Annotated in this window: 26 protein-coding genes and 1 pseudogene; 8 read left to right on the top strand and 19 right to left on the bottom strand. The window is 37.9% G+C overall.

Annotation, left to right across the window (positions count from 1 at the left end):
* Positions 1–6: 6 nt before the first annotated feature.
* Together coxB and cyoE are read right to left on the bottom strand one after the other, a co-directional pair.
* Entirely contained in the window at positions 7–1,095 is a 1,089-nt protein-coding gene (gene coxB, locus MHI04_RS04350) for a cytochrome c oxidase subunit II (RefSeq protein ID WP_036125330.1), read from the bottom strand.
* Between the two features lie 99 nt (positions 1,096–1,194).
* A complete protein-coding gene (gene cyoE / locus MHI04_RS04345) occupies positions 1,195–2,112 on the bottom strand; it encodes a heme o synthase (protein WP_036125331.1) in 918 nt (305 codons plus the stop codon).
* Between the two features lie 336 nt (positions 2,113–2,448).
* Here cyoE and MHI04_RS04340 point away from each other — a divergent pair, with 336 nt between their 5' ends.
* On the top strand, positions 2,449–3,372 hold the full coding sequence (locus MHI04_RS04340; protein ID WP_058843455.1) for a heme A synthase: 924 nt from the start codon (positions 2,449–2,451) through the stop codon (positions 3,370–3,372).
* Between the two features lie 54 nt (positions 3,373–3,426).
* Here MHI04_RS04340 and MHI04_RS04335 read toward each other — a convergent pair whose 3' ends face one another.
* The 5 genes from MHI04_RS04335 to MHI04_RS04315 form a co-directional block, all read right to left on the bottom strand.
* Complete coding sequence (locus MHI04_RS04335) at positions 3,427–3,615, bottom strand: hypothetical protein (protein WP_036125343.1); 189 nt, start codon at positions 3,613–3,615, stop codon at positions 3,427–3,429.
* Positions 3,608–4,228 carry a TetR/AcrR family transcriptional regulator gene (locus MHI04_RS04330; RefSeq protein WP_342535369.1) on the bottom strand — a complete coding sequence of 207 codons (621 nt, stop codon included), beginning with the start codon at positions 4,226–4,228 and terminating at the stop codon, positions 3,608–3,610. The genes MHI04_RS04335 and MHI04_RS04330 overlap by 8 nt, the downstream gene beginning before the upstream one ends.
* A 131-nt stretch (positions 4,229–4,359) precedes the next feature.
* Complete coding sequence (gene pyc, locus MHI04_RS04325; RefSeq protein ID WP_342535368.1) at positions 4,360–7,794, bottom strand: pyruvate carboxylase; 3,435 nt, start codon at positions 7,792–7,794, stop codon at positions 4,360–4,362.
* Between the two features lie 12 nt (positions 7,795–7,806).
* Positions 7,807–8,988: an FtsW/RodA/SpoVE family cell cycle protein gene (locus tag MHI04_RS04320; RefSeq protein ID WP_342535367.1), complete on the bottom strand. Its 1,182-nt coding sequence runs from the start codon at positions 8,986–8,988 to the stop codon at positions 7,807–7,809.
* Positions 8,989–9,048: 60 nt separating this feature from the next.
* Positions 9,049–9,330: a YlaN family protein gene (locus MHI04_RS04315; protein WP_036125355.1), complete on the bottom strand. Its 282-nt coding sequence runs from the start codon at positions 9,328–9,330 to the stop codon at positions 9,049–9,051.
* A gap of 182 nt (positions 9,331–9,512) precedes the next feature.
* Here MHI04_RS04315 and MHI04_RS04310 point away from each other — a divergent pair, with 182 nt between their 5' ends.
* From MHI04_RS04310 to MHI04_RS04300, 3 genes and pseudogenes are all read left to right on the top strand, one after another.
* On the top strand, positions 9,513–10,013 hold the full coding sequence (locus tag MHI04_RS04310) for a hypothetical protein (RefSeq protein ID WP_036125357.1): 501 nt from the start codon (positions 9,513–9,515) through the stop codon (positions 10,011–10,013).
* A gap of 11 nt (positions 10,014–10,024) precedes the next feature.
* Positions 10,025–10,228 carry a YlaI family protein gene (locus tag MHI04_RS04305; RefSeq protein ID WP_036125360.1) on the top strand — a complete coding sequence of 68 codons (204 nt, stop codon included), beginning with the start codon at positions 10,025–10,027 and terminating at the stop codon, positions 10,226–10,228.
* A 459-nt stretch (positions 10,229–10,687) separates the two neighbouring features.
* Positions 10,688–10,891: pseudogene (locus MHI04_RS04300) on the top strand (IS5/IS1182 family transposase); the annotation flags it as partial.
* A 75-nt stretch (positions 10,892–10,966) separates the two neighbouring features.
* Here the strand turns inward: MHI04_RS04300 and MHI04_RS04295 are convergent.
* The 6 genes from MHI04_RS04295 to typA all read right to left on the bottom strand — a co-directional run bounded on the left by MHI04_RS04295 (position 10,967) and on the right by typA (position 16,763).
* Positions 10,967–11,761, bottom strand: a complete 795-nt coding sequence (locus MHI04_RS04295) for an ABC transporter permease (RefSeq protein ID WP_036125362.1) — start codon at positions 11,759–11,761, stop codon at positions 10,967–10,969.
* Positions 11,754–12,521, bottom strand: a complete 768-nt coding sequence (locus MHI04_RS04290; RefSeq protein ID WP_141903382.1) for an ABC transporter ATP-binding protein — start codon at positions 12,519–12,521, stop codon at positions 11,754–11,756. The genes MHI04_RS04295 and MHI04_RS04290 overlap by 8 nt, the downstream gene beginning before the upstream one ends.
* Before the next feature lies 1 nt (position 12,522).
* A complete protein-coding gene (locus MHI04_RS04285; RefSeq protein ID WP_058843452.1) occupies positions 12,523–13,515 on the bottom strand; it encodes an ABC transporter substrate-binding protein in 993 nt (330 codons plus the stop codon).
* A gap of 302 nt (positions 13,516–13,817) precedes the next feature.
* The gene (gene tnpA / locus MHI04_RS04280) at positions 13,818–14,291 is read right to left on the bottom strand and encodes an IS200/IS605 family transposase (protein WP_036129052.1); all 474 of its coding nucleotides are present in this window, start codon (positions 14,289–14,291) and stop codon (positions 13,818–13,820) included.
* 198 nt (positions 14,292–14,489) lie between these two features.
* Positions 14,490–14,888: a YlaH-like family protein gene (locus MHI04_RS04275; RefSeq protein ID WP_036125369.1), complete on the bottom strand. Its 399-nt coding sequence runs from the start codon at positions 14,886–14,888 to the stop codon at positions 14,490–14,492.
* A 30-nt stretch (positions 14,889–14,918) separates the two neighbouring features.
* Positions 14,919–16,763 (bottom strand): translational GTPase TypA, encoded by a 1,845-nt coding sequence (gene typA, locus MHI04_RS04270; protein WP_036125372.1) that lies wholly within the window; start codon positions 16,761–16,763, stop codon positions 14,919–14,921.
* A 138-nt stretch (positions 16,764–16,901) separates the two neighbouring features.
* Between typA and MHI04_RS04265 the strand changes: the two genes are divergently transcribed.
* Positions 16,902–17,087 (top strand): DUF5325 family protein, encoded by a 186-nt coding sequence (locus tag MHI04_RS04265; RefSeq protein WP_036125374.1) that lies wholly within the window; start codon positions 16,902–16,904, stop codon positions 17,085–17,087.
* Positions 17,088–17,194: 107 nt separating this feature from the next.
* On the opposite strand, the gene MHI04_RS04260 is transcribed toward MHI04_RS04265, so the two are convergent.
* Positions 17,195–17,989: an inositol monophosphatase family protein gene (locus MHI04_RS04260; RefSeq protein ID WP_036125376.1), complete on the bottom strand. Its 795-nt coding sequence runs from the start codon at positions 17,987–17,989 to the stop codon at positions 17,195–17,197.
* A gap of 209 nt (positions 17,990–18,198) precedes the next feature.
* The gene (locus tag MHI04_RS04255; protein WP_036125378.1) at positions 18,199–18,396 is read right to left on the bottom strand and encodes a hypothetical protein; all 198 of its coding nucleotides are present in this window, start codon (positions 18,394–18,396) and stop codon (positions 18,199–18,201) included.
* 126 nt (positions 18,397–18,522) lie between these two features.
* Between MHI04_RS04255 and MHI04_RS04250 the strand changes: the two genes are divergently transcribed.
* Positions 18,523–19,149 carry a DUF1054 domain-containing protein gene (locus MHI04_RS04250; protein WP_036125380.1) on the top strand — a complete coding sequence of 209 codons (627 nt, stop codon included), beginning with the start codon at positions 18,523–18,525 and terminating at the stop codon, positions 19,147–19,149.
* A 111-nt stretch (positions 19,150–19,260) separates the two neighbouring features.
* Here the strand turns inward: MHI04_RS04250 and MHI04_RS04245 are convergent, their stop codons facing one another.
* Entirely contained in the window at positions 19,261–19,548 is a 288-nt protein-coding gene (locus tag MHI04_RS04245; RefSeq protein WP_036125382.1) for a UPF0223 family protein, read from the bottom strand.
* A 20-nt stretch (positions 19,549–19,568) separates the two neighbouring features.
* A complete protein-coding gene (locus MHI04_RS04240; protein ID WP_342535366.1) occupies positions 19,569–20,528 on the bottom strand; it encodes a nitronate monooxygenase family protein in 960 nt (319 codons plus the stop codon).
* 143 nt (positions 20,529–20,671) lie between these two features.
* Here MHI04_RS04240 and MHI04_RS04235 point away from each other — a divergent pair, with 143 nt between their 5' ends.
* On the top strand, positions 20,672–22,141 hold the full coding sequence (locus MHI04_RS04235) for an aminotransferase class I/II-fold pyridoxal phosphate-dependent enzyme (protein ID WP_058843449.1): 1,470 nt from the start codon (positions 20,672–20,674) through the stop codon (positions 22,139–22,141).
* A gap of 286 nt (positions 22,142–22,427) precedes the next feature.
* Positions 22,428–23,024: a class I SAM-dependent methyltransferase gene (locus tag MHI04_RS04230; protein ID WP_141903378.1), complete on the top strand. Its 597-nt coding sequence runs from the start codon at positions 22,428–22,430 to the stop codon at positions 23,022–23,024.
* Between the two features lie 59 nt (positions 23,025–23,083).
* On the opposite strand, the gene MHI04_RS04225 is transcribed toward MHI04_RS04230, so the two are convergent.
* Both MHI04_RS04225 and MHI04_RS04220 read right to left on the bottom strand, forming a co-directional pair.
* Positions 23,084–23,761 (bottom strand): LrgB family protein, encoded by a 678-nt coding sequence (locus MHI04_RS04225; RefSeq protein ID WP_036125423.1) that lies wholly within the window; start codon positions 23,759–23,761, stop codon positions 23,084–23,086.
* Positions 23,754–24,200: a CidA/LrgA family protein gene (locus MHI04_RS04220; protein WP_051891702.1), complete on the bottom strand. Its 447-nt coding sequence runs from the start codon at positions 24,198–24,200 to the stop codon at positions 23,754–23,756. Before MHI04_RS04220 ends, MHI04_RS04225 begins: the two co-directional genes overlap by 8 nt.
* Positions 24,201–24,376 lie beyond the last annotated feature (176 nt).

Here is a 24,376-nt window from a genome sequence, read left to right as displayed (position 1 = left end):
CGAAATTTATTTTTCAACTGATAAGCTCATGATATAAGTTGCAAGAGCTTCAATTTCTTCATCAGATAAATCACCGTAAATAGGCGCAGTGCCTTCAGCGTTCATCATTAAGTTACCTGGTTTAAATTCTTCTGGGTTTTTAATCCAAGCTTTTAAGTTTTCTTCATTGTGTTCTAAGAAACCAGCAACACGGTTACGGTCACCAAACGTAGTTAAGTTTGGACCTGGTGTACCGCCTGCTCCTGAACCTGAGATAGCGTGACAGCCTAAGCAGCTGTTAGCAAAAGTTGCTTCACCAAGATCTGTTGAAGCTTTGTCAGCAATTTGTCCTTCTGTTGCTTTCATTGCATCAACCCATGCGTCAAATGCATCTGGGCTTAATGCTTTTACTTTAAAGTCCATTAATGCATGTGAAGGTCCACATAATTCAGCACATTTTCCATAAAATACGCCATCTTTAAGATCTTTAGATTCTTTATCAAATACTAAGTAGAATTTGTTTAAGTTTTCTACGTTTGTATCCATTTTACCGCCTACAGCAGGAATCCAGAATGAGTGCTTAACATCGGCAGCTTTTAAATTAAAGTAAACCTTTTCACCTGTTGGTACTACTAGCTCTTGAGCCGTTACGATACCTTGGTTAGGGTATTCGAATTCCCACCAGTATAATTTTGCTGTTACATTGATCGTTAGGGCAGTTTTATTCCCTTCTTCATCTACCTCATCCATTGCAGCAACATCTGCAAATTTATAAGTAGTTGTAACAACTGGTACAGCGATAATTAATAATAAAATAATCGGTATAACTGTCCAAATCACTTCTAATGTGTGACTACCCTCTACTTGCTTAGGGATAACATTTTCACCAACGCGTGAACGACGGTATTTTAGGAATGCAAGTAAATAAATAACGGATACGATTACTACTACTAGCGTCATAATTATAGTAGTTAACAGTAATAAATTTAATTGTTGTTTACCTACTTCTCCAGATGGTTTTAGTGTAGAAAGATAATCTTCACCACAACCTGAAAGGAAAACCATCATCACTGCTAGAAGTGAAAAAAGACGCCATTTTTTAAGCCCTTTCATCATGCTTAATTAAACCCCTCTTTCTTTGTTGTATTTTCATGTGTTCCTAGGACATTAGTTCTGTCTATATGAATTCTTAAAAAAAAGAAAGAATTCCTAACTTTAGCTAAACAGCGCAAATATTATGATGGCTACAAATAGTATGGTCATATGATTCAACGAATAAATAAACATTTTATTTGCCCACTTCATATCATCTTTTGTTGTAAAGCCTTTCAGAGCTAGTATTAACCAACCCAAATTCAATGCAGTGGCAAGAGTTAAAAAGCCAATTCCAAGCTCTGGTAAAAGGAAAGGTAACGGTAATAATAAAAGAATCCAGAATAACATTGAGTACTTTGTACGTTTAAATCCCTTTACTACAGGTAGCATTGGTATTTTAGCTGCACGATATTCCTCCGTACGTTTCATAGCAAGCGCATAGAAATGTGGTGGCTGCCATGCAAACATAATAAGAAATAAGGCAAGTGCTCCTAGACCTAAAGCAGGTTCAACCGCTGCAAATCCAATAACTGGAGGTATAGCCCCTGAAATACTTCCTACAACCGTGTTACTAACATGCTTCCTCTTTGACCACATTGAATACAGAACGACATAAGCAAATATTCCTGCTAGTCCCCACATGCCGGCTGCAAACGATGCCGCAAATAACAAAATTTCACCTACAATTAAAAATGAGAGGGCAATGGTCAATACAAAATTCGGCTTGAATCTGCCAGTCACTGTCGGTCTTGCTTTTGTTCTTTTCATGATAGGATCAATATCCTGATCAATGAAGTTATTCATTGCACCTGAGCCACCAATGATTAATGCCGCACCCAGCATGGTGTAGAATATAACATCAAGCTCTTGCAAGAAATGTCTACTAGTAAACTGAAAAGCCAGCCACATCCCTGTAAACGTTGTGACAAGATTCGAGTTAACGATGCCAATTTTTATTAGTGCTAAGAAATCTTTTACAACAGATGTTGTTTCTGGGCCAGTATTTCTAGTAGCCGCCAGTGTACGACCGTTTGACATAATACCTCTCCTTTCATTTTTGTAAGCATATTCCGCTAACAATAACTATAGCGAAATTTGCGATTGATTTCTAGACATTAAGTGAAATTTAGATGAAGTTGTAAAAATTAGTTTTGTCTAGAAATATAAATAAAAACAACATATCTATAGTAAAACATTTTCTAAAATGAATTGTGAAGGTTAAAGCACGAAATTATGAACAATTTGTGAAATGGATTCGACATCTATTACTCCCTTCTCTTTACAAGTTGTTTTTTATACGTATTTTCGATATTATCTAGTAGCAGAAACATTACGCTCTTGTAATGTTGATAGATAAAGTAGGTGACTCATTTTATGCAACACAACAGGTATTTAAAGTGGTTTGCTGTTGCCGCTACAGTAGGGATGCTCCTTATATTACTAGGTGGAGCTCTCGTTACCAAAACAGATAGTGGCTTAGGCTGTGGTCGAAACTGGCCTGATTGTAATGGATCTCTTATTCCAAAGGAGATTACACCAGAAGTCCTGATTGAATTTTCACATCGTCTTGTAACTGGAGTCGTATCTATTTCAATTCTTGTGTTAACCATTTGGACATGGCGTAAACTCGGACATATTCGTGAAGTAAAGCTATTAGGTTTCTTAGCGATGTTTTTCTTAATCGCGCAAGCTCTTATTGGAGCAGCTCAAGTATTATGGGGACAAGGTGATTTCATCCTTGCACTTCATTTTGGAATTTCTCTTATTTCCTTTGCTGCGGTTCTTCTTCTTTCTATGATTGTATTTGAGGTCGATCGAAAATTTGATGCCGATAACGTATTTATTGGTAAAAAGTTACGTTGGCATACAATTGCTGTCACAATTTATTCTTATTTAGTTGTTTATACAGGGGCGTTGGTTCGTCATACAGATTCGAGCTTAATTTGTCCTGACTGGCCATTTTGCTATAATGAAACACCTTTCGCACTACCGAATAACATGTACGAGTGGGTGCAAATGGGACATCGACTAGCTGTTCTTATTATTTTCATTTGGATTGCATACATAACTTGGCACGCTGTGAAAGAATATAAAAATCAACGTGTTATTTACTATGGATGGGTTATTGCCTTTACTATAGTAGTTTTACAAGTGGTTGCTGGTATGTTAGTAGTCCTCACTAGACTGAATTTAACAGTCGCTTTACTGCATTCATTATTCATTTCCCTTTTATTCGGTCTATTATGCTACATGATCATGTTAGTTGCTCGTAGTAATTATAATGAAAAAAAGAAATAGGCTATCAAAAAAGATTCGCCACCTATTATGTGACGAATCTTTTTTCTATGATTCTTATTTTTGTTTCTTCAAGGTCTCCGTTCCTATAATTCCTACAATTAAAATAATCATAGATACTAGCGCATAGTCTTTAAAAAATGTTGTAAAAGGAATATCGAAATATCGACAAATAACCGTTACAAGACGACCTCCTAATAGAATTAAACCAATGACAAACATCCAATTAAATAGTGCTTTAAGCATTTTTATGTCCCTCTACTTTCATTGCTGTCCACATAATCTTAATTACTTCTTGACTATATTCCTCTGCCTCAACCGAAATCGGTCCCCCTATTAGCATATATTCACCAATAGCACCTTGAATCACTTTTGCCATCACCTGGACAGAGTCAACAGTAAATGTCCCCTGTTCTGTACCATCCTCTAATATTTTACATAAAGCCTTCAATAAAGGATCTTCACCATCATCCGAAATTTTATAATAAGGAACATCCTCAGCTGTACGAGCATTGAATATAATTTCTAATAATGCCGCATTCTCCTTCGGATGTGTCGCTTGATAAGCAATACTTGCCTCTATGAAATTTGCCAATTGTGTAGCTGGATCATCGGCAGCATATGTTTTTGTCAAAATAAATGTTGCGGATTGTTCAAGTAACGCTTGCAGGCTTTGGTCGATCAAATCTTGACGATCTGCAAAATGGTATGAAATTAATGCTGTACTGATAGTAGCCCGTTTAGCAATTTGTGCTAAACTTGCCTTGATATAACCAATATCATCTAGCGTCGTTATAGTGGCTGCAATAATTTGTTGCTTTCTAGCTTCCTGAATAAACGTGTTTTTATGGCTATCCATAGATCCTCCTTCTGATTAATTAATTATTTTTTTGATTACTTAATCAAATTTTAAAGGATTTAATATTTAAATACAATGAAAAAGGTTATGTAGATGCTCAAATAGCATCTCATAACCTTTTTCATGATTATTTATTCAATTTCAATCAATAAATCCCCTGTTGAAATGGCATCCCCTGCACTTGCATAAACCTCTTTCACAACGCCGTCTTTCGGTGCTTGAACGGTTGTTTCCATTTTCATTGCTTCTGTGATTAATAGGTGGTCACCGCGTTTAACTGGACTACCTTTGGAAACAACGACTTTTAACACAGTACCTGGCATTGTAGCACCAATTTGATTTGGATTGCTTGGATCTGCTTTTAAAGCTAGATTACCATCTACCTCTACGGTCATATCTTGAATAACCAATTCACGAGATTGTCCGTTTAACTCGAAGTACAGAACACGCGTCCCATTGTGCTGAGGTTCACCAATGGAAACAAGTTTAATAATTAACGTTTTTCCTTTTTCGATTTCGACTTCAATAATTTCCCCTAGCTTTAAGCCATATAGGAATGTAGGTGTGTCTAGAACCGAAATATTGCCGAAGGATTCTTCCGTTTTCGCATACTCTTCAAAGACTTTTGGATAGAGTGCATAGGCTAATACATCCTTTTTCGTAACAGGACGATTTAACTTATCCTCCAGTACAGTCTCTAATTGTTCAAACTGAATAGGCTCTAATAACTCTCCTGGACGAACTGTAATTGCTTGGCGGTCTTTGAGCACAACCTGCTGTAGTGCCTCTGGGAATCCGCCATGTGGCTGTCCAAGATAGCCTTGGAAGAATTCAATAACAGAATCTGGGAAATCAATCGTTTGCCCTCGAGTTAGCACTGTGTTTTCATCTAAATCATTTTGCACCATGAAAAGTGCCATGTCGCCTACCACTTTGGAAGATGGTGTTACTTTAACAATATCACCAAATAGTAGATTTACACGGGAATACATATGTTTTACTTCTTCCCAACGATCGCCAAGACCCACTGCTTTTGCTTGCTGCTGTAAGTTACTATATTGTCCACCAGGCATCTCATGCACATAAATTTCAGAATGTGGGCTGATCATACCACTTTCAAAATCTTTATAGTATTTACGTACATCTTCCCAGTAATACGATAATTTCTCTAAAGCATCTATATCCGCACGTACCTCGCGTTTACCGCCCTTCATCGCATAGTACAAAGAGTTTGCACTTGGCTGAGATGTTAAGCCAGCCATAGAGCCAAGAGCTGTATCAATGATATCTACTCCTGCTTCAATAGCTTTCGCATATAAATAAATCCCGTTACCACTTGTGTCATGTGTATGCAAGTGGATTGGCAGACTTGTCGTCTCTTTTAACTCGGAAATTAAACGATAAGCTGCTTCTGGCTTCAATAAACCAGCCATATCTTTAATCGCTAAAATATGGGCACCTGCTGCTTCAAGCTCTTTCGCCATATCTTTATAATATTGCACCGAATATTTGGCACGACTGTCGTCCAGAATATCTCCTGTGTAGCAAACAGCCGCTTCCGCAATTTTTCCAGATTGACGCGCTGCATCAATAGCTACTTCCATGCCTTTAATCCAGTTCAAGCTATCAAAAATGCGGAAGACATCAATGCCTGATGCTGCCGATTCGGCGATAAATTCACGGATTAAATTGTCAGGATAGTTCGTATAACCAACAGCATTGGCTCCACGCAATAACATTTGGAATAACACATTTGGCACTTGCTCACGTAGTTTGGCTAAACGCTCCCACGGGTCTTCTTTCAAGAAACGATAGGCTACATCAAATGTTGCCCCACCCCACATTTCCAGCGAGAATAGTTGATGCATCATACGAGCTGTTGCATCAGCAATTTGATACATATCCTGTGATCGAACACGTGTAGCGAGCAGGGATTGATGAGCATCACGGAATGTTGTATCTGTTAGCAGTACATCATCCTGTGCTAAAATCCATTGTACTAAGCCATCTGCCCCTTGTGTGTCTAAAATTTGCTTTGTACCTGCTGGTGGCACAATAAGTGGATCGATTTTAGGTATGTTCGGTCGCACAAAAATGGGCTTAGATTTTTTCTCTACTCCAGGGAAGCCGTTTAATGTAACATTCCCAATATAGCTTAGCAGCTTAGTTCCTCGGTCCTTTCGAACAGGGAATTCAAATAACTCTGGTGTTGTATCAATAAAGCTTGTATCAAAAGCACCTGATAAAAATTTTTCATGTGTGACGACATTATTTAAAAACGGGATATTTGTTTTGACACCACGAATACGGAATTCTTTTAAATTACGATCCATTTTCGCAGCAGCTTCTTTAAAGTTCATGCCTGATGTTGAGATTTTCACTAGTAAAGAATCATAGTATGGTGTAACGACAGCACCTTGGAATCCATTCCCTGCATCTAAACGCACACCGAAACCGCCACTTGAACGGTAAACCATTAATTTTCCTGTATCCGGCATAAAGTCATTAGCAGGGTCTTCCGTTGTCACACGAGCCTGAATAGCATAGCCAATCATTGGCATATCCTCTTGCTTCGGCATATGAATTTCTTCACTGTGTAGACCATAGCCTGCTGCCACCTTAATTTGGGCATGGACAATATCGACACCTGTAATCATTTCTGTAATCGTATGTTCTACTTGAATGCGAGGGTTCACCTCGATGAAATAAAAATCTTCTCCTGCAACTAAAAATTCCACTGTCCCTGCATTTATGTACGAGACATTCTTCATTAATTTCACAGCAGCATCACAAATACGATTTCTTAACTCTTGTGAAATCGAATGGGATGGCGCAATCTCAACCACTTTTTGATGACGACGTTGAATCGAGCAATCACGTTCATATAAATGCACAATATTGCCCTGCTGATCGCCAATAATTTGTACTTCAATATGTTTTGGTTTGATGATGGCCTTTTCAACATACACCTCATCAGATCCAAAAGCAGCCTTTGCCTCTGATTTTGCCCTTTCATAAGAAGAAGCAAGCTCCTCTGGTGTATGCACAAGACGCATCCCACGCCCACCACCGCCAAGTGCCGCTTTAATCATAACTGGAAAGCCATAATCATTAGCAAATGCCTCTACCTCTGCTAGATCGGCTACAGGACCATCTGTACCAGGAATAACAGGAATCTCAGCCGCAATAGCTTGCGAACGTGCTTTGACCTTATCCCCAAACATATCTAAATGCTGAGAAGTTGGTCCAATAAAGACAATCCCCTCTTCTTCACAGCGACGTGCAAATTCCACGTTTTCTGATAAAAAACCATACCCTGGATGAATCGCATCAACATCTGCATCTTTTGCGATGGCAATAATACCTTCAATATCTAAATAGGCATCAATTGGTTTCTTGCTAGCTCCCACTAAATAAGCTTCATCTGCTTTAAAGCGATGAAAGGCACCACTATCTTCCCTTGAATAGATGGCAACGGTTTGGATATTCAGCTCCGTACAGGCACGGAAAATACGAATTGCAATTTCTCCTCGATTAGCTACGAGAATTTTGTTGATTGATTCCATAGATATCCCCCTTTATGATTGTGTTTTTTTCCTCTCTACCTTTTCAAACATAGAAACATTGATTAATATTCCCATCGCTAAAGATAGAATGATTATAGATGTACCGCCATAGCTTATAAAAGGTAACGTTACACCGGTTAACGGGATTAACCCGGTTATCCCCCCAAGATTAATAAACGATTGCCAGCCTATCCAACTCGCAATACCAGCTGCAATCATGCGTGCCAACGGATCTTTTGTTCGTAATGCAATGGAAAAACCTTTATATACAATAAATCCTAAACCACCTAAGACAATTAAAACTCCCCATATTCCCAATTCCTCCATTATAATCGCCATTATAAAATCTGTTTGTGGTTCAGGTAAGTACCCTAATTTTTGAATCGATTGACCAAGACCACGTCCTTCTAAGCCACCTCCGCCAATGGCATAATAACTATTCACCACTTGGTGACCACTACCACTCTCATATTCAAACGGATTTAAATAAGATAGAATCCGTCCTTTACGGTTATCAGTTAGTAGTTCCCCCTTGAATAGCAAAAGGATGCCAAGGATTGCTGCACCGAAGGCTACTAATACACCAAAGAACTTCCAAAATGTTTTAAAGGGAATGCCACTTGAAGCTACTACAGATACAGCTATTCCACACAGAATAATAACTGCTCCTAAGTCTGTTTCGAAAGCTACCCCAGCAACCACTAAAATCCATAGGAAAATGGGATAAAAAATTTCAGTTGGTTGTAGCTTTTCAAACGTATGTTTTTGCGCTTTTCTATAAAAAGCAGCTGCAAAATATAAAATAATAAATAGTTTCGCATATTCCGAAGGTTGAAAATTCCCTAATCCTGGAATAGCAATCCAACTCTGAGAGCCTACTTGATCTGCCCCGTGACCAAACAATTTTAACCATGTGAATAACACCGCTAGTATGATCGTTAGTAATAACATAATGTTCTTATTCGCATAATGCTTGTAGGGGAAAAAGGCTGCCACTATAAAACCAATAAATGCCACCAATAAATTGGTAACTTGTTTTTGATAAAAAAAATCAGGTGCTTGCTCTTTTTGCGCAATCGCTACCATCATACTTGAACTGTAAATCATTATTAACCCAAATAAACTTAATAATAGGACCGTAAAAAATAAGGGGTAATCAAAATTTTGTGCATATCGTTTTAAGTATTGTCTCATTAGAAAACCTCGTTCTAGTAAAAAAACTCAAAGCGCAAAGAAGCGTTTGAGTTTTTCTTTTTATTTGTCTGTATACGCATCGTGCAACACAGACAGTTCCTTCTCGAGTGAATCGAGAATTTCTTTGCCTTTATCACGTTCAATCAGTCCAAGCTTCACAGCAAAATCGATTTCACGTGATAGGCCGAACATTTGTGTATCTAATACTTCCTCATATAAAGGGCATTGTGGCATTGTTAAATGATCCATTTGTACTCGAATAAGGCGAGCAATCTTGTCTGCATCAGCAACTAATAGCTCCAAAGCCTTCTCTTGAAAAGAAGTTTGTGATTTCGTATCCATGAGGACGCCCCCATTATCTGATATTTCTTCGATTCTATCTTAATAAAGTTTATCTTCTAGTCGTTAAAAATGCAAGTGTCTTCATTGGAAAATAGAGAATTCGGTTTATATTTCTTTATTATCTCTAGGCATTAGCGTTATACTATGTCATGGATATACAAGATTTAAGGAGGATTTCTATTATGGAAACAATAATTCCTATCACAGGTGCCGTCTCATACCAACTAACATTAGATCCCACTGTATGGATATTCGACGATCGTAAATTAGATTTAAACACTTACTTTACGACACAAAACATTGAGGAAGATTCTGACATCAAATATATGCGTGAGGTTGGTGCTCACTGGTCTCGTGAAATTATGGAGGGGGCCACATTCCCACCTACATTAAAATCAGAGCGTAAATTTGACCGTAAAGGAATGGAAACAGGTACTTTTGGTATCCAATTAAGTCATTTCTTGAAGAATGCTGAAATTAAACCTGAAGCGACAAAAATCGTTTTAGAATGCAAAGATGGACAAGAATTTCCATTCACAATTGAAGAAGCTTCAACACTAATATTAAAATATAGCCAAGACGGCAAGCCTCTTTTAGAAGATGGCCCAATCCATGTATTATTAAAAGATGGTTCAAATATTGACAATCCTATTAAAAACATATCAGCCATTCGCGCTGAATAGGAGGGAATGCAATGCGCGTAAAATGCGTTATTTGCGATACGATTGATAATTTAGATGATAATCTGCCTTTAGCCAAGAAGTTACGTAATCGTCCAATTCATACGTATATGTGTACAATTTGTCATGATCGTATTAAAGAAAATACGTTTGCACGAATAGAAACGGGCAATTTCCGTTTTTATCGTACTTCACCTCAAATGGATAAAGAATTTTAACTAAATGACAGATTAAAAAGAAGTGCCTCAACTATAAAGACACCTCTCAGACTGAAGACAAACTCAAAAAAATCGAGCGTTTGCCTTCAGTCTTTTTTCTTTTACTTTCCACTACAGGCGGACGCTTTTCGTGGGCGGAGTCACTGCCATTCGTTCCAATCAACTTTTACATAAAGTACTCCATCTACATGTATTGATGAAAAGTAAACCTTTGTGGTGATAATCCATGAAGCAAACCAATAAACGTGAACAATTAGCGATTGATCCATTAATACCCAAAGTTTACTTAGTATGAATACTAGAGGCTGCTATCGATTGTCGTTTAACTTAGTAGAAAAACTCCCTTCAGCTTATGGACGTCCAAGTATGTTTTCTTACATTTATTCTATTTATCTTTGGCATTGGCTCCATGCCCAAACTATGAAAGAAACCACATTCAATGTGGAATATTACCCAAATAAACCAAATCCTTTGATTTGTATTAAGTGCCCTCGCCTAAGCGTTATTACAATGAACAAAAAGTAATAATCATCAGAAACTCATTCAACGTCCTATTGGGGAATCGTGGTAGCGGAAGTTGAATATTTACAACATCCTTATAATATTAAACAAATCTATGCAAAGCGCAGAGGAACCTTGAAGCATATCTTTGCGAATGGAAAAAAAGGAATCGAGAAGTTCACACTCGATTCCTTTTGTCAACAGTCTGAGAAGTACCTCAACTATAGAGAACCTCTTTTATCCGTTATTTTTAATAATTATTTTTTCAACCAATTCAACTACTTGATACATAATGGTCGCAAAAAACGCAATGATCAGAAGCGACATGAGCACAAGGTTAAAATTAAATACTTGGAAGCCATAAATAATTAAATAACCAAGCCCTTTTGAAGCTACTAAAAATTCACCTACAATCACCCCTACCCATGATAAGCCAACATTAACTTTCAAAGTTGAAATAATCGTAGGAAATGAGGCTGGCAAAATTACTTCCCGAAAGATTTGCCATCTAGTTGCCCCAAATGTTTGTAAGACCTTACTATAATTTGGATCGACACCTTTGAAGGCTGTATACACAACAATGGTTGTAATAATGATGGAAATCAATGCACCCATGGCGATAATGGAAAAATAGCCTGGTCCGAGCGCAACGATCAAAATAGGGCCAAGCGCAACTTTCGGCATCGCATTTAAAATTACTAAATACGGGTCGAGAACCTTTGATAGTAGCGGAGACCACCACAATACTATAGCGATTAATGTTCCTAGTAAAGTACCAGCAATAAAACCAATCACCGTCTCCATTAATGTCACACCAACATGTAATGTTAATGTACCATCACTTACTTTTTCAATAAATGTATGCCAAACATGCGTCGGTGAGCTAAATATTAAACGATCAATCCACTCTAGTCTTGAAAGAAGCTCCCACCCACCAAAGAATAGCAGTAGAATGATAAGCTGATATAACCGTACAAAGCGTTTTTCTTTTTTTAGTAATTGCTGATATTGTTTAAATAATGTGTTATCCAAGACTCTCCAGCTCCTTCCAAATGGTTTGGAAAACATCTGTATAGGCTGGATGCTGTCTTACATCAAAGGGTGATAGCTCACGAAGAGCTTCAGGTATTTCAAACACTCTGTGCAATGCCCCGGGATTGGCTGAAAATAGAAAGACACGCTCACTCATCGCGATAGCCTCGCCAATATCATGTGTTACAAGAATAGCCGTCTTTTTATAAGTTTTTAAGGTCTCCACAACTAAATCCTCAAGCTTTAATTTCGACTGATAATCCAAAGCGGAAAATGGTTCATCTAATAATAATATTTTTGGGTTTACGGCTAATGTGCGAGCAAGAGCCACACGCTGTCGCATACCTCCTGATAATTCTCGTGGATAATTATTCCCGACATGTGGTAAGCCAATTTCCTGTAACAGTGCATTGGCTGTCACTTTATGTGTTTTATTGCTTCGTTCCATAATTTTTAAACCGATTGTTACATTTTCCTCAATGGTCTTCCACGGAAATAAATAATCTTGCTGAAGCATATAGCCAATGCTAGATTGATTATGTGCTGATAGCTCTTCACCATCTATATAGACCTTGCCTTCAGTTGCAGGAAATAATCCTGCAATAATTGATAATAATGTTGTTTTCCCACAGCCACTCGGTCCAATAAAGGACACAAATTCTCCTTCACGAATCGCTAGACTAATATCACGTAATACTTCCTTTGCCTGTGTGTTTGAAAAATAACTATGGTGAATGTTCTCCAGCTGTAAAAATTCCATATTACTCAGCAGCCTTTTTGGCAAAGGTTGTATTCACAAGTTTGTCATATTCCACTCGTTGAGGAAGTTCACCTGCTTCCTCCATAATTGTTTGCAAGTTATCCCACTCTCCTTCATCGAGAACTGGGTCAGTAGCATAAGAGCCTTGCGCTTTGTAACGCTCAATCACGGTTTCAATGATCGCTATATCGACATTTTCAAAATATGGCTGAATCATTTTTGCTACTTCTGCTGAACTCTCATTTTGTACAAAATCCTGTGCTCGTTGCAATGCATTTGTAAAAGCCTGAACCGTTTTCGCTTCATCCTTTAAATAACTACTTTTTGCCATAAAAGACGTGTAAGGAAGATTGCCAGACTCCGTTCCAAACGAAGCTACGATATAGCCTTTCCCCTCTTTCTCAAAGACGCTCGCAGTTGGTTCAAATAATTGTACATAGTCACCAGTACCTGAGGCAAAAGCAGTAGCAATATTGGCAAAATCAATATTTTGAATAAGTGTTAAATCATCTACAGGGTCAATGCCATGTTTTTTCAACACAAATTCTCCTGCCATTTGAGGCATACCGCCTTTACGTTGCCCCAAAAATGTTGAGCCCTTTAATTGATCCCACGAAAAATTATTCATTTTATCTCTTGCTACTAAAAAAGTACCGTCAGTTTGTGTTAACTGTGCAAAATTTTGAATGGGATCATTAGCACCTTGTAAAGTGACATAAATAGATGTCTCTGATCCAACTAAAGCAATATCAATCCCGTCTGACAGTAACGCCGTCATAGTTTTATCGCCACCTGCAATCGTTTGTAGCTCAACAGAAAGACCCTCCTCCTCGAAGAATCCTTTCTCAAGTGCTACATATTGTGGCGCATAGAAAATTGAACGAGTTACTTCTCCTACTTTGACTTTTTCTAGCTCTGCTTTATTACATGCTGTCAAAGAAAGGAGTAACAAAGCAATGACACCTAATAGCAAACCTTTTGTAAGCCCACGCATTCCCTTTCCTCCTTGATGTGATGAAAATAAGCCTATCGACATTAACTTATTCACATTAGAAGATTTCGGTGCCTACCAATTTATTTTGATTTAGCAATTATTTAGCGTCAGGTACATCAAATAATATTTTTGAGAAGGCACTTTTCGAACAAGCTCGAGAATTGCTACAAAATCAGAACCACCAGTATAACTGGTGGTTTGCTCTGCGCGTGAAACGCTGGGGTACTGGCCCATGTCTAAAGACATTTCGAATGGTCTGCCAACCGCACTCCGTTTTCACACAAACCGCTAAAGCGGCTTACTTATTTTTTCTTTCTCTTGATTTCTTCTCCTGTGAATGGATCAATGAATTCTTTCATCGTCATTTGATCTTGCAGGATATCTTCTTGTAATTGATTTTTTATATACTCTTGTATCTTTTTCTTATTTCGGCCGACTGTGTCCACATAGTATCCTCGACACCAGAATTGACGATTACCGTATTTATACTTTAAATTCGCATGTCGGTCGAAAATCATTAGACTACTCTTCCCTTTTAAATAACCCATGAACGCAGATACACTCAATTTCGGTGGAATACTTACCAACATATGAATGTGGTCAGGACAGGCTGTTGCCTCTATGATTTCTACATCTTTTCTTTCACATAATTGGCGCAATATTCTTCCAACATCTGCTTTAATTTGACCATAAATAATCTGCCTTCTATACTTTGGCGCAAAGACGATATGATACTTACAATTCCACGTTGTATGTGCTAAACTTTTATTATCCATTTATGGTGGCTCCTTTCGTACGAAGTCGGTTGACTAGACCTGACTTTATTGTACGTTTGGAGTTTTTTTATTGTCCATAGCTAAAAGCTTTCCGGAACCCCCTGCATAGCAGGGGGTTTTCAAAGCACACAAGAAAACAGCCTTAGCGTAATAATCGCTAAGACTGTATAAAAATTCTTATTATAAAATACATACTTGTTACTGATTGGTAGCTTGTTGCTCTTCTCTTTTTTCACGCCATAATCTTGTTTTATATACGATTAAAATTAAGGCTGCCACAATCAGACCCTCAATCATTGGCAAGAATAGGGCGAAAAACGTTAGCATGATACAACCTAAAAATAGGAACGCATAAATAATAATGTTTTGAGATAGTTTTAATTTCTTGGCAAAGCCTAACTTATAGACAATGGCAGAAAGTGCAAATACAAGAAGAAATACAACATAGCCTGCAATTTCATAGCTTGGTAAATTTTCGTATAAAAATCTAGTTATACCCGCCATTCTTCCATAAACTCTTGTTGTTTCATCGGAACTTGTCTGTGCAGCAACTTGAATAACATTTAGTTCACCCAATAAAGCGGACTTAATATCCAAGACTCCTCTTCCTTTCATGTCAGCGGAAAATTATTGTTCTGCGTTACGTAATTTTTTCGCTGCTTTCTCACGTTCATTTTTATCAAGAATTTTTTTACGCAGACGAATAGATTCTGGTGTGATTTCTAAGTACTCGTCATCACCTAGGTATTCAAGCGCTTCTTCTAAAGATAAAATACGTGGTTTTTTAATAACATTCGTTTGGTCTTTATTTGCTGAACGGATGTTTGTTTTTTGTTTCATTTTTGTGATGTTTACAGTGATATCAGCGTCACGAGTATTTTCTCCAACGATCATACCTTCGTAAATATCTGTACCTGGCTCCAAGAACAGTGTACCACGGTCTTCAATTTGCATCATCCCATAAGTTGTTGATTTACCAGTTTCCATTGAAACTAGTACACCTTGGTGACGTCCACCAATTTTACCTGGTAGTAATGGTTGGTAGCAATCAAACGTATGGTTGATGATACCGAAACCTTTTGTCATCGACATGAATTCAGTAGTATAACCAATTAAACCACGAGCTGGTACTAAGAACGTTAAACGAACTTGACCACTGCCGTTGTTCACCATATCAAGCATTTCACCTTTACGTGCACCAATTGATTCAATAATTGAACCAACATTTTCTTCTGGTACATCGATTTGAACACGTTCGAATGGCTCACATTTTACGCCGTCGATTTCACGCACGATTACTTGCGGTTTAGATACTTGTAATTCGAAACCTTCACGACGCATATTTTCAATAAGAATTGATAGATGAAGCTCACCACGACCTGAAACTGTCCAAGCATCTGGAGAATCAGTATCTTCAACACGTAAAGATACGTCCGTTTGTAATTGAGCACGTAAACGCTCTTCTACTTTACGAGAAGTAACCCATTTCCCTTCACGACCTGCGAATGGCGAATTGTTTACTAAAAATGTCATTTGTAAAGTCGGCTCATCAATACGTAATGGTGTAAGCGCTTCTTGGTGTTCAACAGGACAAACTGTTTCACCAACGTTGATGTCTTCCATACCTGAAACGGCGATTAAATCACCAGCTTTTGCTGTCTCTACTTCTTCACGTTTTAAACCGAAGAAACCAAAGATTTTCGTTACACGGAAGTTTTTCACTGTGCCGTCTAATTTCATCAGTGCAACTTGTTGACCTACAGAAATTGTTCCACGGAATACACGACCAATTCCGATACGTCCAACGAAGTCATTATAGTCAAGTAGAGCTACTTGGAATTGTAATGGATCTTCTGAGTTATCCACTGGTGCTGGAATAGCCTCGATCACTTTTTCGAATAGACATTTCATATTTTCTTCTTGTTTAGATGGATCAGCGTCCAAAGAAGCTGTACCATTTACACCTGAAGCATAGACAACAGGGAAATCTAATTGATCGTCATCTGCACCTAACTCGATAAATAATTCAAGCACTTCATCCACTACTTCTAGTGGACGAGCTGAATCTTTGTCTACTTTATTAACAACAACGATTGGTGTTAAGCGTTGTTCTAATGCTTTTTTCAGTACGAAACGTGTTTGAGGCATACAACCTTCATACGCATCGACAACTAGTAAAACGCCGTCTACCATTTTTAAAATACGTTCTACCTCACCACCGAAGTCAGCGTGTCCAGGCGTATCAAGGATGTTGATACGAGTTCCTTCATAGTTTACTGCTGTATTTTTAGCTAAAATCGTAATACCACGTTCGCGTTCAATATCATTAGAGTCCATTGCACGTTCTTCAACACGTTCGTTTGAACGGAATGTACCTGATTGTTTTAGTAATTGGTCGACTAAGGTAGTTTTACCATGGTCAACGTGGGCGATAATTGCGATATTGCGAAGATCTTGACGTAAGTTTGTCATTATTCCACTCCATATTCTTTTTTCGAATGTTTAACTGTGATATTATAGCACAAGAAGGATAGAAATGTCCTTATTAGAATTTCCATCATTCTAAAAAATATATTTGATTTACAAATTTTTTATATAGGAGGCTAGGCTATGAATCGTGCAAAAATCGTAATGGCTATCTATGCATTAGCAGCTGTACTAGCAATGTGCTCTATCGGCTATTCTGTTGCGGCTAGTAGTGTATTTGGTGCAATAGCAGGTATTGTGGCAACTTGTGTCATTTTCATGACAGCCTTTAAAATGAAGCGTAAACTACGTACACAAGGCTTACTTTAATCAAGTATGCCTTGGCAGATGTTAATTTAGCTGGTTGAAAACCCACTGAAAAAATAAGCAATCAACATGAAAAGGAGCTGTCTAGTTACTAGACGGCTCCTTTTTATTTAATCGTACGGCACAATATATTTTTCTAATAATTCTTTATGGATGGAAGGATTGGCGATGATAAAAGTATCTTGATGGAGGAAATCAAAGCCTTCTCCATGTAAATTTGTTGCAACTGCCCCAACCTCCTGAGCAATGATGGTTCCGCCTGCAATATCCCATGGTGCTAGTCGCATGGAGACATATGCATCTAGTTTGCCACTAACAACAAATGCAATTTCCATTGCCGCTGACCCGTAGGATCGTGTACCACGCACTTTGCGAACCATTTCTATCACCTTTTCATGGTGGATATGTCGATTGGGTGCCACCCAATGTGCATTAATGCCTATGACCGACTCCTCCATTGAGACAGACTGTAGTTTACGCAATGGTGAATCATTATACCATGCCCCTTGACCTTCAATGGCATTAAATAAATCCTCTCGCATAACATCAAATATGTACCCTAACTTTCCAACACCATTTACAAAAATACCGATAGAAATCATAAAATGACGATGTTGTTTGACGAAGTTCATCGTGCCATCAATCGGATCAATAATCCAGACAACACCATCTAATGATTCGACCTTTTCGCCCATTCCTTCTTCCCCTAAAATTTTATGGGTTGGATCAAAAGCTTTAATTTGCTCGATAAAAAATAATTCGGTCTCTCGGTCAATATTGGTAACGAGATCATTTGCACCTGATTTTGTCTCAATAACTAGATTATACGAAAAAGCCTCTCGAATACGTCTTCCAGCTTCAAAAATGATACTTTTTGCAAATTCATCAATTTGTTGTAAATGCACTCAAAACCCACCCTTCGAATATAAGAAAAGGCTCTCTCGCTCTCTTTATGCTCCTCATACCTTTTCCATCACTTAACCATTTGTTTCGACTATAAAAAAACAGAGGACTGCAATTTGATATAATTTCTATTTTACCCTTTGTCACAATAAAAATCACCTGCTGTCGGAATATTCAGCAAGTGATTTTTTAAATAGGTATTAAATTTTGATTACGCATAGGCGTGCAAGCTTTCAAGTTCCATCTGTATTTCAGCCAGACGTTTTTTACTTTTTTCAATTTCAATATCATTTTTTTCATTCATCGCCTCAAAGAGTGATGCTAATTCATAATCTAATTCTAATTGTAAAATGTGTTCATATTGCTTTTCAATGTCAACTTTACGTATAATTTTTACGATAGGTTTCATAAAAAACACTTCCTTTTTTAATTTTTTTTACAAAAACTTTTTTATTTCGATAAAGTTCTTGTTATAAGATTTTTTCCCAAAATCAGCGTAAAATAAACCTTATAAAACGAAAGGAGTAAAATAAAATTGCCAAAAACAAAGTGGACAAACAAAGACTTTAATGTTTTTACAATAGACGGTTTAGAACAAAGAATGGATGCTTTAACTTCCCTTGTACGTCCAAAATTCAATCAGCTAGGAGAAGACTTTTCTGCTTATTTCTCTAGCCAACTAGGTGAAGAATTCTTCCCTCATGTTGCCAAACATGCTCGAAGAACTGTCAACCCACCAAAGGATAGTTGGGTTGCCTTCGCTCCCTATAAAAGAGGTTATAAATCATTGCCTCACTTTCAGATTGGTCTATGGCACACACATTTATTCATCGTCTTAGCTATTATTTATGAAGCACCACAAAAAAATGTTATGGCTGAGCGTTTACTTGCCCATAAATCTTTATTGGAGCAACTTCCTACTGATTTTATTGTGTCAGGTGATCATATGTCCCCTGAGGCCATTTCTCTCGAAGAGGCAAAAGAAGACAAGCTTGAAGCATTACTTATACGACTGCGAGATGTCAAAAAAGGTGAGTTCTTGGTTGGTCGTCACATTCCAAAAGAGCAAGCGACAAAGCTAACAGCTAGCGAGTTACAACAATTAACAGAGGAAACATTTAATCGCTTACTTCCTCTTTACAACGTCATTGTTGGAAAATAGTTTTACTTAGATTCATTTAATGATGATTTTTATTGATGTAGTTTATGCAAAATGTCGTTTTTTAACACAAAAAATTAAAAAATGGATGTGAGTTGTGCTCACATCCATTTTTTATCGACCGTTTTTAGGGACAATTTTTATAAGCATCCCATCTTCGGCTTCCTTGGTTTGTTTGACGACAGGATAGCTAATATAGCCACTTGCCTCTTCGAATTCTCGAAAAATTGTTTTTTCCTCTGCTTGAGATGGAACAATCTCTTTAAAGCGACGATATTTAGCCAGCATGACTTCACGCTTGATGCCCTTTTCATAAGCTTTCTCAATTCCTTCAAAGAATTGAACGACATCCACAATTTCCTCTGTGGACCAATCAGTTGAAAACGGATAAGAATATTCCATTCGACAAAACCACCTTTATGTTATTGCCCCCATTTTAACCGGATACTTTCAGCTTCTGCAACCATTCGATTAATAAGTTCCGCTACGGTTGGGATATCGTGAATCATTCCCGTCACTTGACCAGCCCAGCCAAAGCCTTCATTTTGATTGCCATCGTAAATAAAACGCTTATTGGCTGAACCACTGATATAGTCTTTTAAAGCCTCATATGTTGGTGTTTTTTCCTCAATTTCTAAAATCTTTGTCGTAAATTCATTACGTAAAGCTCGTGCTGGCGCGCCGATAGAACGCTTAATAATCGTCGTATCAGCCTCCGTACTAGCAAGCAGAGCCTCTTTATAAGCCTCTGATGCATCGACACATTCTTTTGTGGCAATAAAGCGTGTGCCCATTTCAATACCTTCAGCTCCCAATGCGTGTGCAGCTAGCCAACCACGCCCATCACCAATGCCTCCAGAAGCAATGATTGGAATTTTCACACTATCAACCACTTGAGGAACTAGCACCATTGTGCCAACGTCATCTCGCCCAAGATGACCTCCCCCCTCTTGACCAACAACCATCACAGCATCTGCTCCTAGTTGTTCAGCTTTTTGGGCTTGTCTACGAGCAGCTACAAGTACCAATTTTTTGATAGCTGTTCCTTTTAGCAACTCAAAAATAGGTGCTGGGTTTCCTCCAGTCATCGTAATAACTGGTACTTCTTCCTCAACTGCAACGCGCACCATCTCCTCAAAGCCTATACCATGCAGACCAATCGCAAAGTTTACGCCAAACGGTTTATCTGTTAATGTTCGGACTTTCTGGATCTCTGCTCGTAATAAATCAGGATCTCGTAAGCTCATGGCTGTTATTTGCCCTAGACCGCCAGCATTCGATACAGCTGCCGCTAAATCAGCATATGCTAAATAGGCTAACCCTCCTTGAATAATGGGGTATTTAACCTGCAAAAGCTCCGTCACACGTGTATTCCAATTCATAGTACCTCCCCTTTCGTTCGATACTAATTTCTCTTTATCCTGAAAAAAACCTTTTATTTTTATGAAAAGTCTATTTTTTCGTGTCGTTAGGTGCTATAATTCATTTGTTTTCTTAGATATTATAAAGTGAGGTGGTACCTGCGTTGTCACAACTAGAGACTCCATTGTTCGACGTATTACTTAAACATCGGAACAGACATCCAATTCAATTCCATATTCCAGGCCATAAGAAAGGGCAAGGGATGGACCCTGCTTTCCGAGAATTCGTCGGCGACAACGTTTTATCAATTGATTTAATTAATATTGCTCCACTAGACGATTTACATTCACCAAAGGGTGCTATTAAAGAAGCACAAAGCCTTGCAGCTGAAGCCTTTGGTGCTGATCATACATTCTTTTCCGTTCAAGGTACTAGTGGCGCCATCATGACGATGATTCTGACCGTCGTCGGCCCAGGTGATAAGATTCTAGTGCCACGGAATGTTCATAAATCTATTATGTCGGCGATTGTATTCGCTGGTGCAATTCCAATTTTTATTCACCCAGAAGTCGACAGTGAATATGGAATTTCTCATGGCATATCGCCTGAAGCTGTCGAAAAAGCGTTGAATGCTTATCCAGACACAAAAGCTGTACTTGTTATTAATCCAACTTATTTTGGCTTTACAGCTGATTTAAAGCGCATTGTCGAAATCGCTCATGATCGTCAGATTCCAGTAGTCGTAGACGAAGCACATGGTGTACACATAAAATTCCATGATGACCTACCGTATTCAGCAATGGAGGCAGGTGCAGATATGGCAGCAACAAGTGTACACAAGCTCGGTGGCTCCATGACGCAAACTTCCATTTTAAATGTCCGTGAAGGTCTTGTTTCAGCGAAACGTGTACAAGCTGTCTTTTCCATGCTAACAACGACATCGACTTCATATCCATTACTCGCTTCGCTTGACACAGCTCGTCGCCAGCTAGCCATTCATGGATATGATTTAATCGACGATGCATTGCGTTTAGCAAAAGATGCGCGTAAACGCATCAATCAAATAGCGCATTTAAAGTGTGCAGGTAAGGAAAAATTACATTCATCGGCGACCTATGATATGGACCCATTAAAACTGCTTATCAGTGTAAAAGATTTAGGTATTTCTGGTCATAGAGCTGAGGAATGGTTACGATATAATGCCAATATTGAAGTGGAACTGTCTGACCTTTACAATATTTTATGTTTAGTGACATTGGGAGATACGAAAAAAGAAATTAATCTTTTAGTAAATGCACTTACTCGTATGTCAAAAGCATTCGATTCTGAAGCGGCTATCACAGAAGCTGTAGTGAATGTACCAGAAATCCCAGCTCTTGCCATGTCACCACGTGATGCCTTTTATGCCGATACAGAAGTCGTTCCTCTTGCAGAAGCGGATAACTGTATTTGTGCAGAATTTATTATGGTCTATCCTCCTGGAATTCCGATTTTTATTCCCGGGGAAATAATTACACAAGAAAATATTCATTATATTCAAATGAATATTGAAGCAGGTTTACCAGTACAAGGACCCGAGGATACAACATTGAAAACAATTCGGGTAATAAAAGAACGAAAACCTATTTTTTAAAAATTAAAAGCTAGTTCTTCATTGTGAAGAGCTAGCTTTTTCATTATCTCTAAAACACTCAAGTGAGCTTTGCTATGCTTGGATATCATTGCAGCTTTAGAAATTTCTCTTTACCTGTCCCAATCATTATTAATTACATATATAGATGGTACTTGAATATTACTTGAGAATTGATTATTTGCCTTTTCATAACGACTAGTTGCTTTTTCAAGCTTTCAACTAAATAAGCTAAAAATTAGAATAAGCAATCTATATTATTTACAATATAAAAAAGGGAGTGAACTAAATGAATACTTGGGATCAACGTTTTCAAGGAGCAGAATACGTTTATGGCGAACAACCTAATGCCTTTATTAAAGATTATGTATATTATTTGAAAGATTACCCTAATATCGCTGCCTATGCAGAGGGTGAAGGACGTAATGCTGTTTTTTTAGCCACAGCTGGACATACGGTTACTGCCTATGATTATGCACAGAGTGGTCTTCAAAAAACTGAACAATTAGCACTGAAGCATCAAGTGACAGTTCAAACTAAGCTAGCCGATTTACTGCTGGATGAGCTTCCCGTTAATAAATATGATGCGGCCATTATGGTATTTGGACATTTTCCAGCAAAGCAACAACAAACGGTCATACAAAAGATTATCGATTCAGTCAAACCAGGAGGGCGAATTATGATGGAGTTATATTCCATTTATCAGCTCCCTTATGCTTCAGGTGGTCCACAGCAACTCGATTTTTTATATAACCCTTTAGATGTCCTTCAATGGTGTCAAGCATATAAAATTATCCATTTTTTTACAGGTGAGCAAATTCGACATGAAGGAATGCTACACACTGGGCTAGCCCATACGATTCAATTGATTATTGAAAAAAGCTAAAGAGGTTGTCTCAAATAGTTTTTGAGACAACTCTTTTTTTGCACAAAGCGACAATTGGATTATAAAAATAAATAAACAAATAAAGGACAGAAAAATGCTCCAATAACAGCCGTTAAGCCCATCGATAATGAACCAACTGATAATTCCTGTTCCCCATATTCTCTTAATTTTACAAGACCTACACCATGTGAGGCACTGCCTACAGCCACACCTCTACTAACGGCAGAGTTGATTTTGCCATATTTAATAACGAATGGTCCAATAATAGCCCCTACAAACCCTGCAATCATCACAAAAACAGCAGTTAGAGGCGGAATACCTCCAATCGTTTCGCTTACCTGCATCCCAACAGGCGTGGTTAATGATTTAGGTAAGGCCGTCAGCATCCAGCTAGACTTTACACCAATCCATTTTAGTAATACAAAAATTGTCATTAAGCCTGTAATCATACCGATGAAAAGTCCTGATAAAATAGAATACTTATATTTTATAATAATAGCTCGTTGATTATAGAGAGGATAGGCAAGTGCGACAACTGCTGGTCCAAGCATTTTCTGAAGCCATTCTCCACCTCTCATATATGTTGCATATGGAATATCGAATATAAGTAAAATCATCACACTGACCACTGTAGTAGTGACCAAGGGGATCATGATGGGATGTGGAAATCGCTGATAAAACTTTGTGAACAATACAAACATAATGACGGTACTTAGGACAACAATTGCTTCAATCAACCGTTAACTCTCCCTTCCCTTCATCAACAGTGGTTTCCGTACCTTCTTTTTTCGCCAATTCTTTTTTCTCAATGATTTGTGTCAGTAAACCCGTGACATAAATAGAGATTAATGTACTAGCAATAACGGCTAAAATAATCAACAGGCCAGTGACTGACATGAGTTCTGGATAATCAATAACACCTACCGTTGCTGGTATGAAAAACAATGTTAACATACCAATTAAAAAACTGGCACCGTCTTGAATATATTCCACCTTAATGATTTTAAAAATGAGTGAAAGTGCTAATAATAGTAATCCAATAACACTTCCTGGAAGAGGTATGTGTAAATATGTTACTATTCCCACCCCCATGTAATAAAAAATCGTCAGTATGCCAATTTGAGCAATGATACGAATAACTCGCAACAATAGCGCAGCAAAATTTTCGTTCAACATTTCGCCACTTTTCACCCCCTATATCGTTCATTCTACATCTGCAAGAATTTTCTGTCTATTATAATTTTAGGAAAATAATATAAAAAAAGAAAGCGGATGGCTTTCTTCTTTTAATTAAGAGAAATATAGGGGTTGTCTCATCATAATTTAATGAGACATCATTAAAATTATTTTCC

Source organism: Lysinibacillus sp. FSL K6-1151 (genome assembly GCF_038630755.1).
Taxonomy (GTDB): Bacteria; Bacillota; Bacilli; order Bacillales_A; family Planococcaceae; genus Lysinibacillus; species Lysinibacillus fusiformis_D.
This window is presented reverse-complemented; position numbering and strand designations above follow the sequence as displayed.

What these genes read in the sequence shown, in the direction of transcription:
- coxB (WP_036125330.1), bottom strand. Translation starts at nt 1,095, where the DNA reads ATGATGAAAGGGCTTAAAAAATGGCGTCTTTTTTCACTTCTAGCAGTG.
- cyoE (WP_036125331.1), bottom strand. Translation starts at nt 2,112, where the DNA reads ATGTCAAACGGTCGTACACTGGCGGCTACTAGAAATACTGGCCCAGAA.
- MHI04_RS04340 (WP_058843455.1), top strand. Translation starts at nt 2,449, where the DNA reads ATGCAACACAACAGGTATTTAAAGTGGTTTGCTGTTGCCGCTACAGTA.
- MHI04_RS04335 (WP_036125343.1), bottom strand. Translation starts at nt 3,615, where the DNA reads ATGCTTAAAGCACTATTTAATTGGATGTTTGTCATTGGTTTAATTCTA.
- MHI04_RS04330 (WP_342535369.1), bottom strand. Translation starts at nt 4,228, where the DNA reads ATGGATAGCCATAAAAACACGTTTATTCAGGAAGCTAGAAAGCAACAA.
- pyc (WP_342535368.1), bottom strand. Translation starts at nt 7,794, where the DNA reads ATGGAATCAATCAACAAAATTCTCGTAGCTAATCGAGGAGAAATTGCA.
- MHI04_RS04320 (WP_342535367.1), bottom strand. Translation starts at nt 8,988, where the DNA reads ATGAGACAATACTTAAAACGATATGCACAAAATTTTGATTACCCCTTA.
- MHI04_RS04315 (WP_036125355.1), bottom strand. Translation starts at nt 9,330, where the DNA reads ATGGATACGAAATCACAAACTTCTTTTCAAGAGAAGGCTTTGGAGCTA.
- MHI04_RS04310 (WP_036125357.1), top strand. Translation starts at nt 9,513, where the DNA reads ATGGAAACAATAATTCCTATCACAGGTGCCGTCTCATACCAACTAACA.
- MHI04_RS04305 (WP_036125360.1), top strand. Translation starts at nt 10,025, where the DNA reads ATGCGCGTAAAATGCGTTATTTGCGATACGATTGATAATTTAGATGAT.
- MHI04_RS04290 (WP_141903382.1), bottom strand. Translation starts at nt 12,521, where the DNA reads ATGGAATTTTTACAGCTGGAGAACATTCACCATAGTTATTTTTCAAAC.
- MHI04_RS04285 (WP_058843452.1), bottom strand. Translation starts at nt 13,515, where the DNA reads ATGCGTGGGCTTACAAAAGGTTTGCTATTAGGTGTCATTGCTTTGTTA.
- tnpA (WP_036129052.1), bottom strand. Translation starts at nt 14,291, where the DNA reads ATGGATAATAAAAGTTTAGCACATACAACGTGGAATTGTAAGTATCAT.
- typA (WP_036125372.1), bottom strand. Translation starts at nt 16,763, where the DNA reads ATGACAAACTTACGTCAAGATCTTCGCAATATCGCAATTATCGCCCAC.
- MHI04_RS04265 (WP_036125374.1), top strand. Translation starts at nt 16,902, where the DNA reads ATGAATCGTGCAAAAATCGTAATGGCTATCTATGCATTAGCAGCTGTA.
- MHI04_RS04255 (WP_036125378.1), bottom strand. Translation starts at nt 18,396, where the DNA reads ATGAAACCTATCGTAAAAATTATACGTAAAGTTGACATTGAAAAGCAA.
- MHI04_RS04245 (WP_036125382.1), bottom strand. Translation starts at nt 19,548, where the DNA reads ATGGAATATTCTTATCCGTTTTCAACTGATTGGTCCACAGAGGAAATT.
- MHI04_RS04240 (WP_342535366.1), bottom strand. Translation starts at nt 20,528, where the DNA reads ATGAATTGGAATACACGTGTGACGGAGCTTTTGCAGGTTAAATACCCC.
- MHI04_RS04230 (WP_141903378.1), top strand. Translation starts at nt 22,428, where the DNA reads ATGAATACTTGGGATCAACGTTTTCAAGGAGCAGAATACGTTTATGGC.
- MHI04_RS04220 (WP_051891702.1), bottom strand. Translation starts at nt 24,200, where the DNA reads ATGTTGAACGAAAATTTTGCTGCGCTATTGTTGCGAGTTATTCGTATC.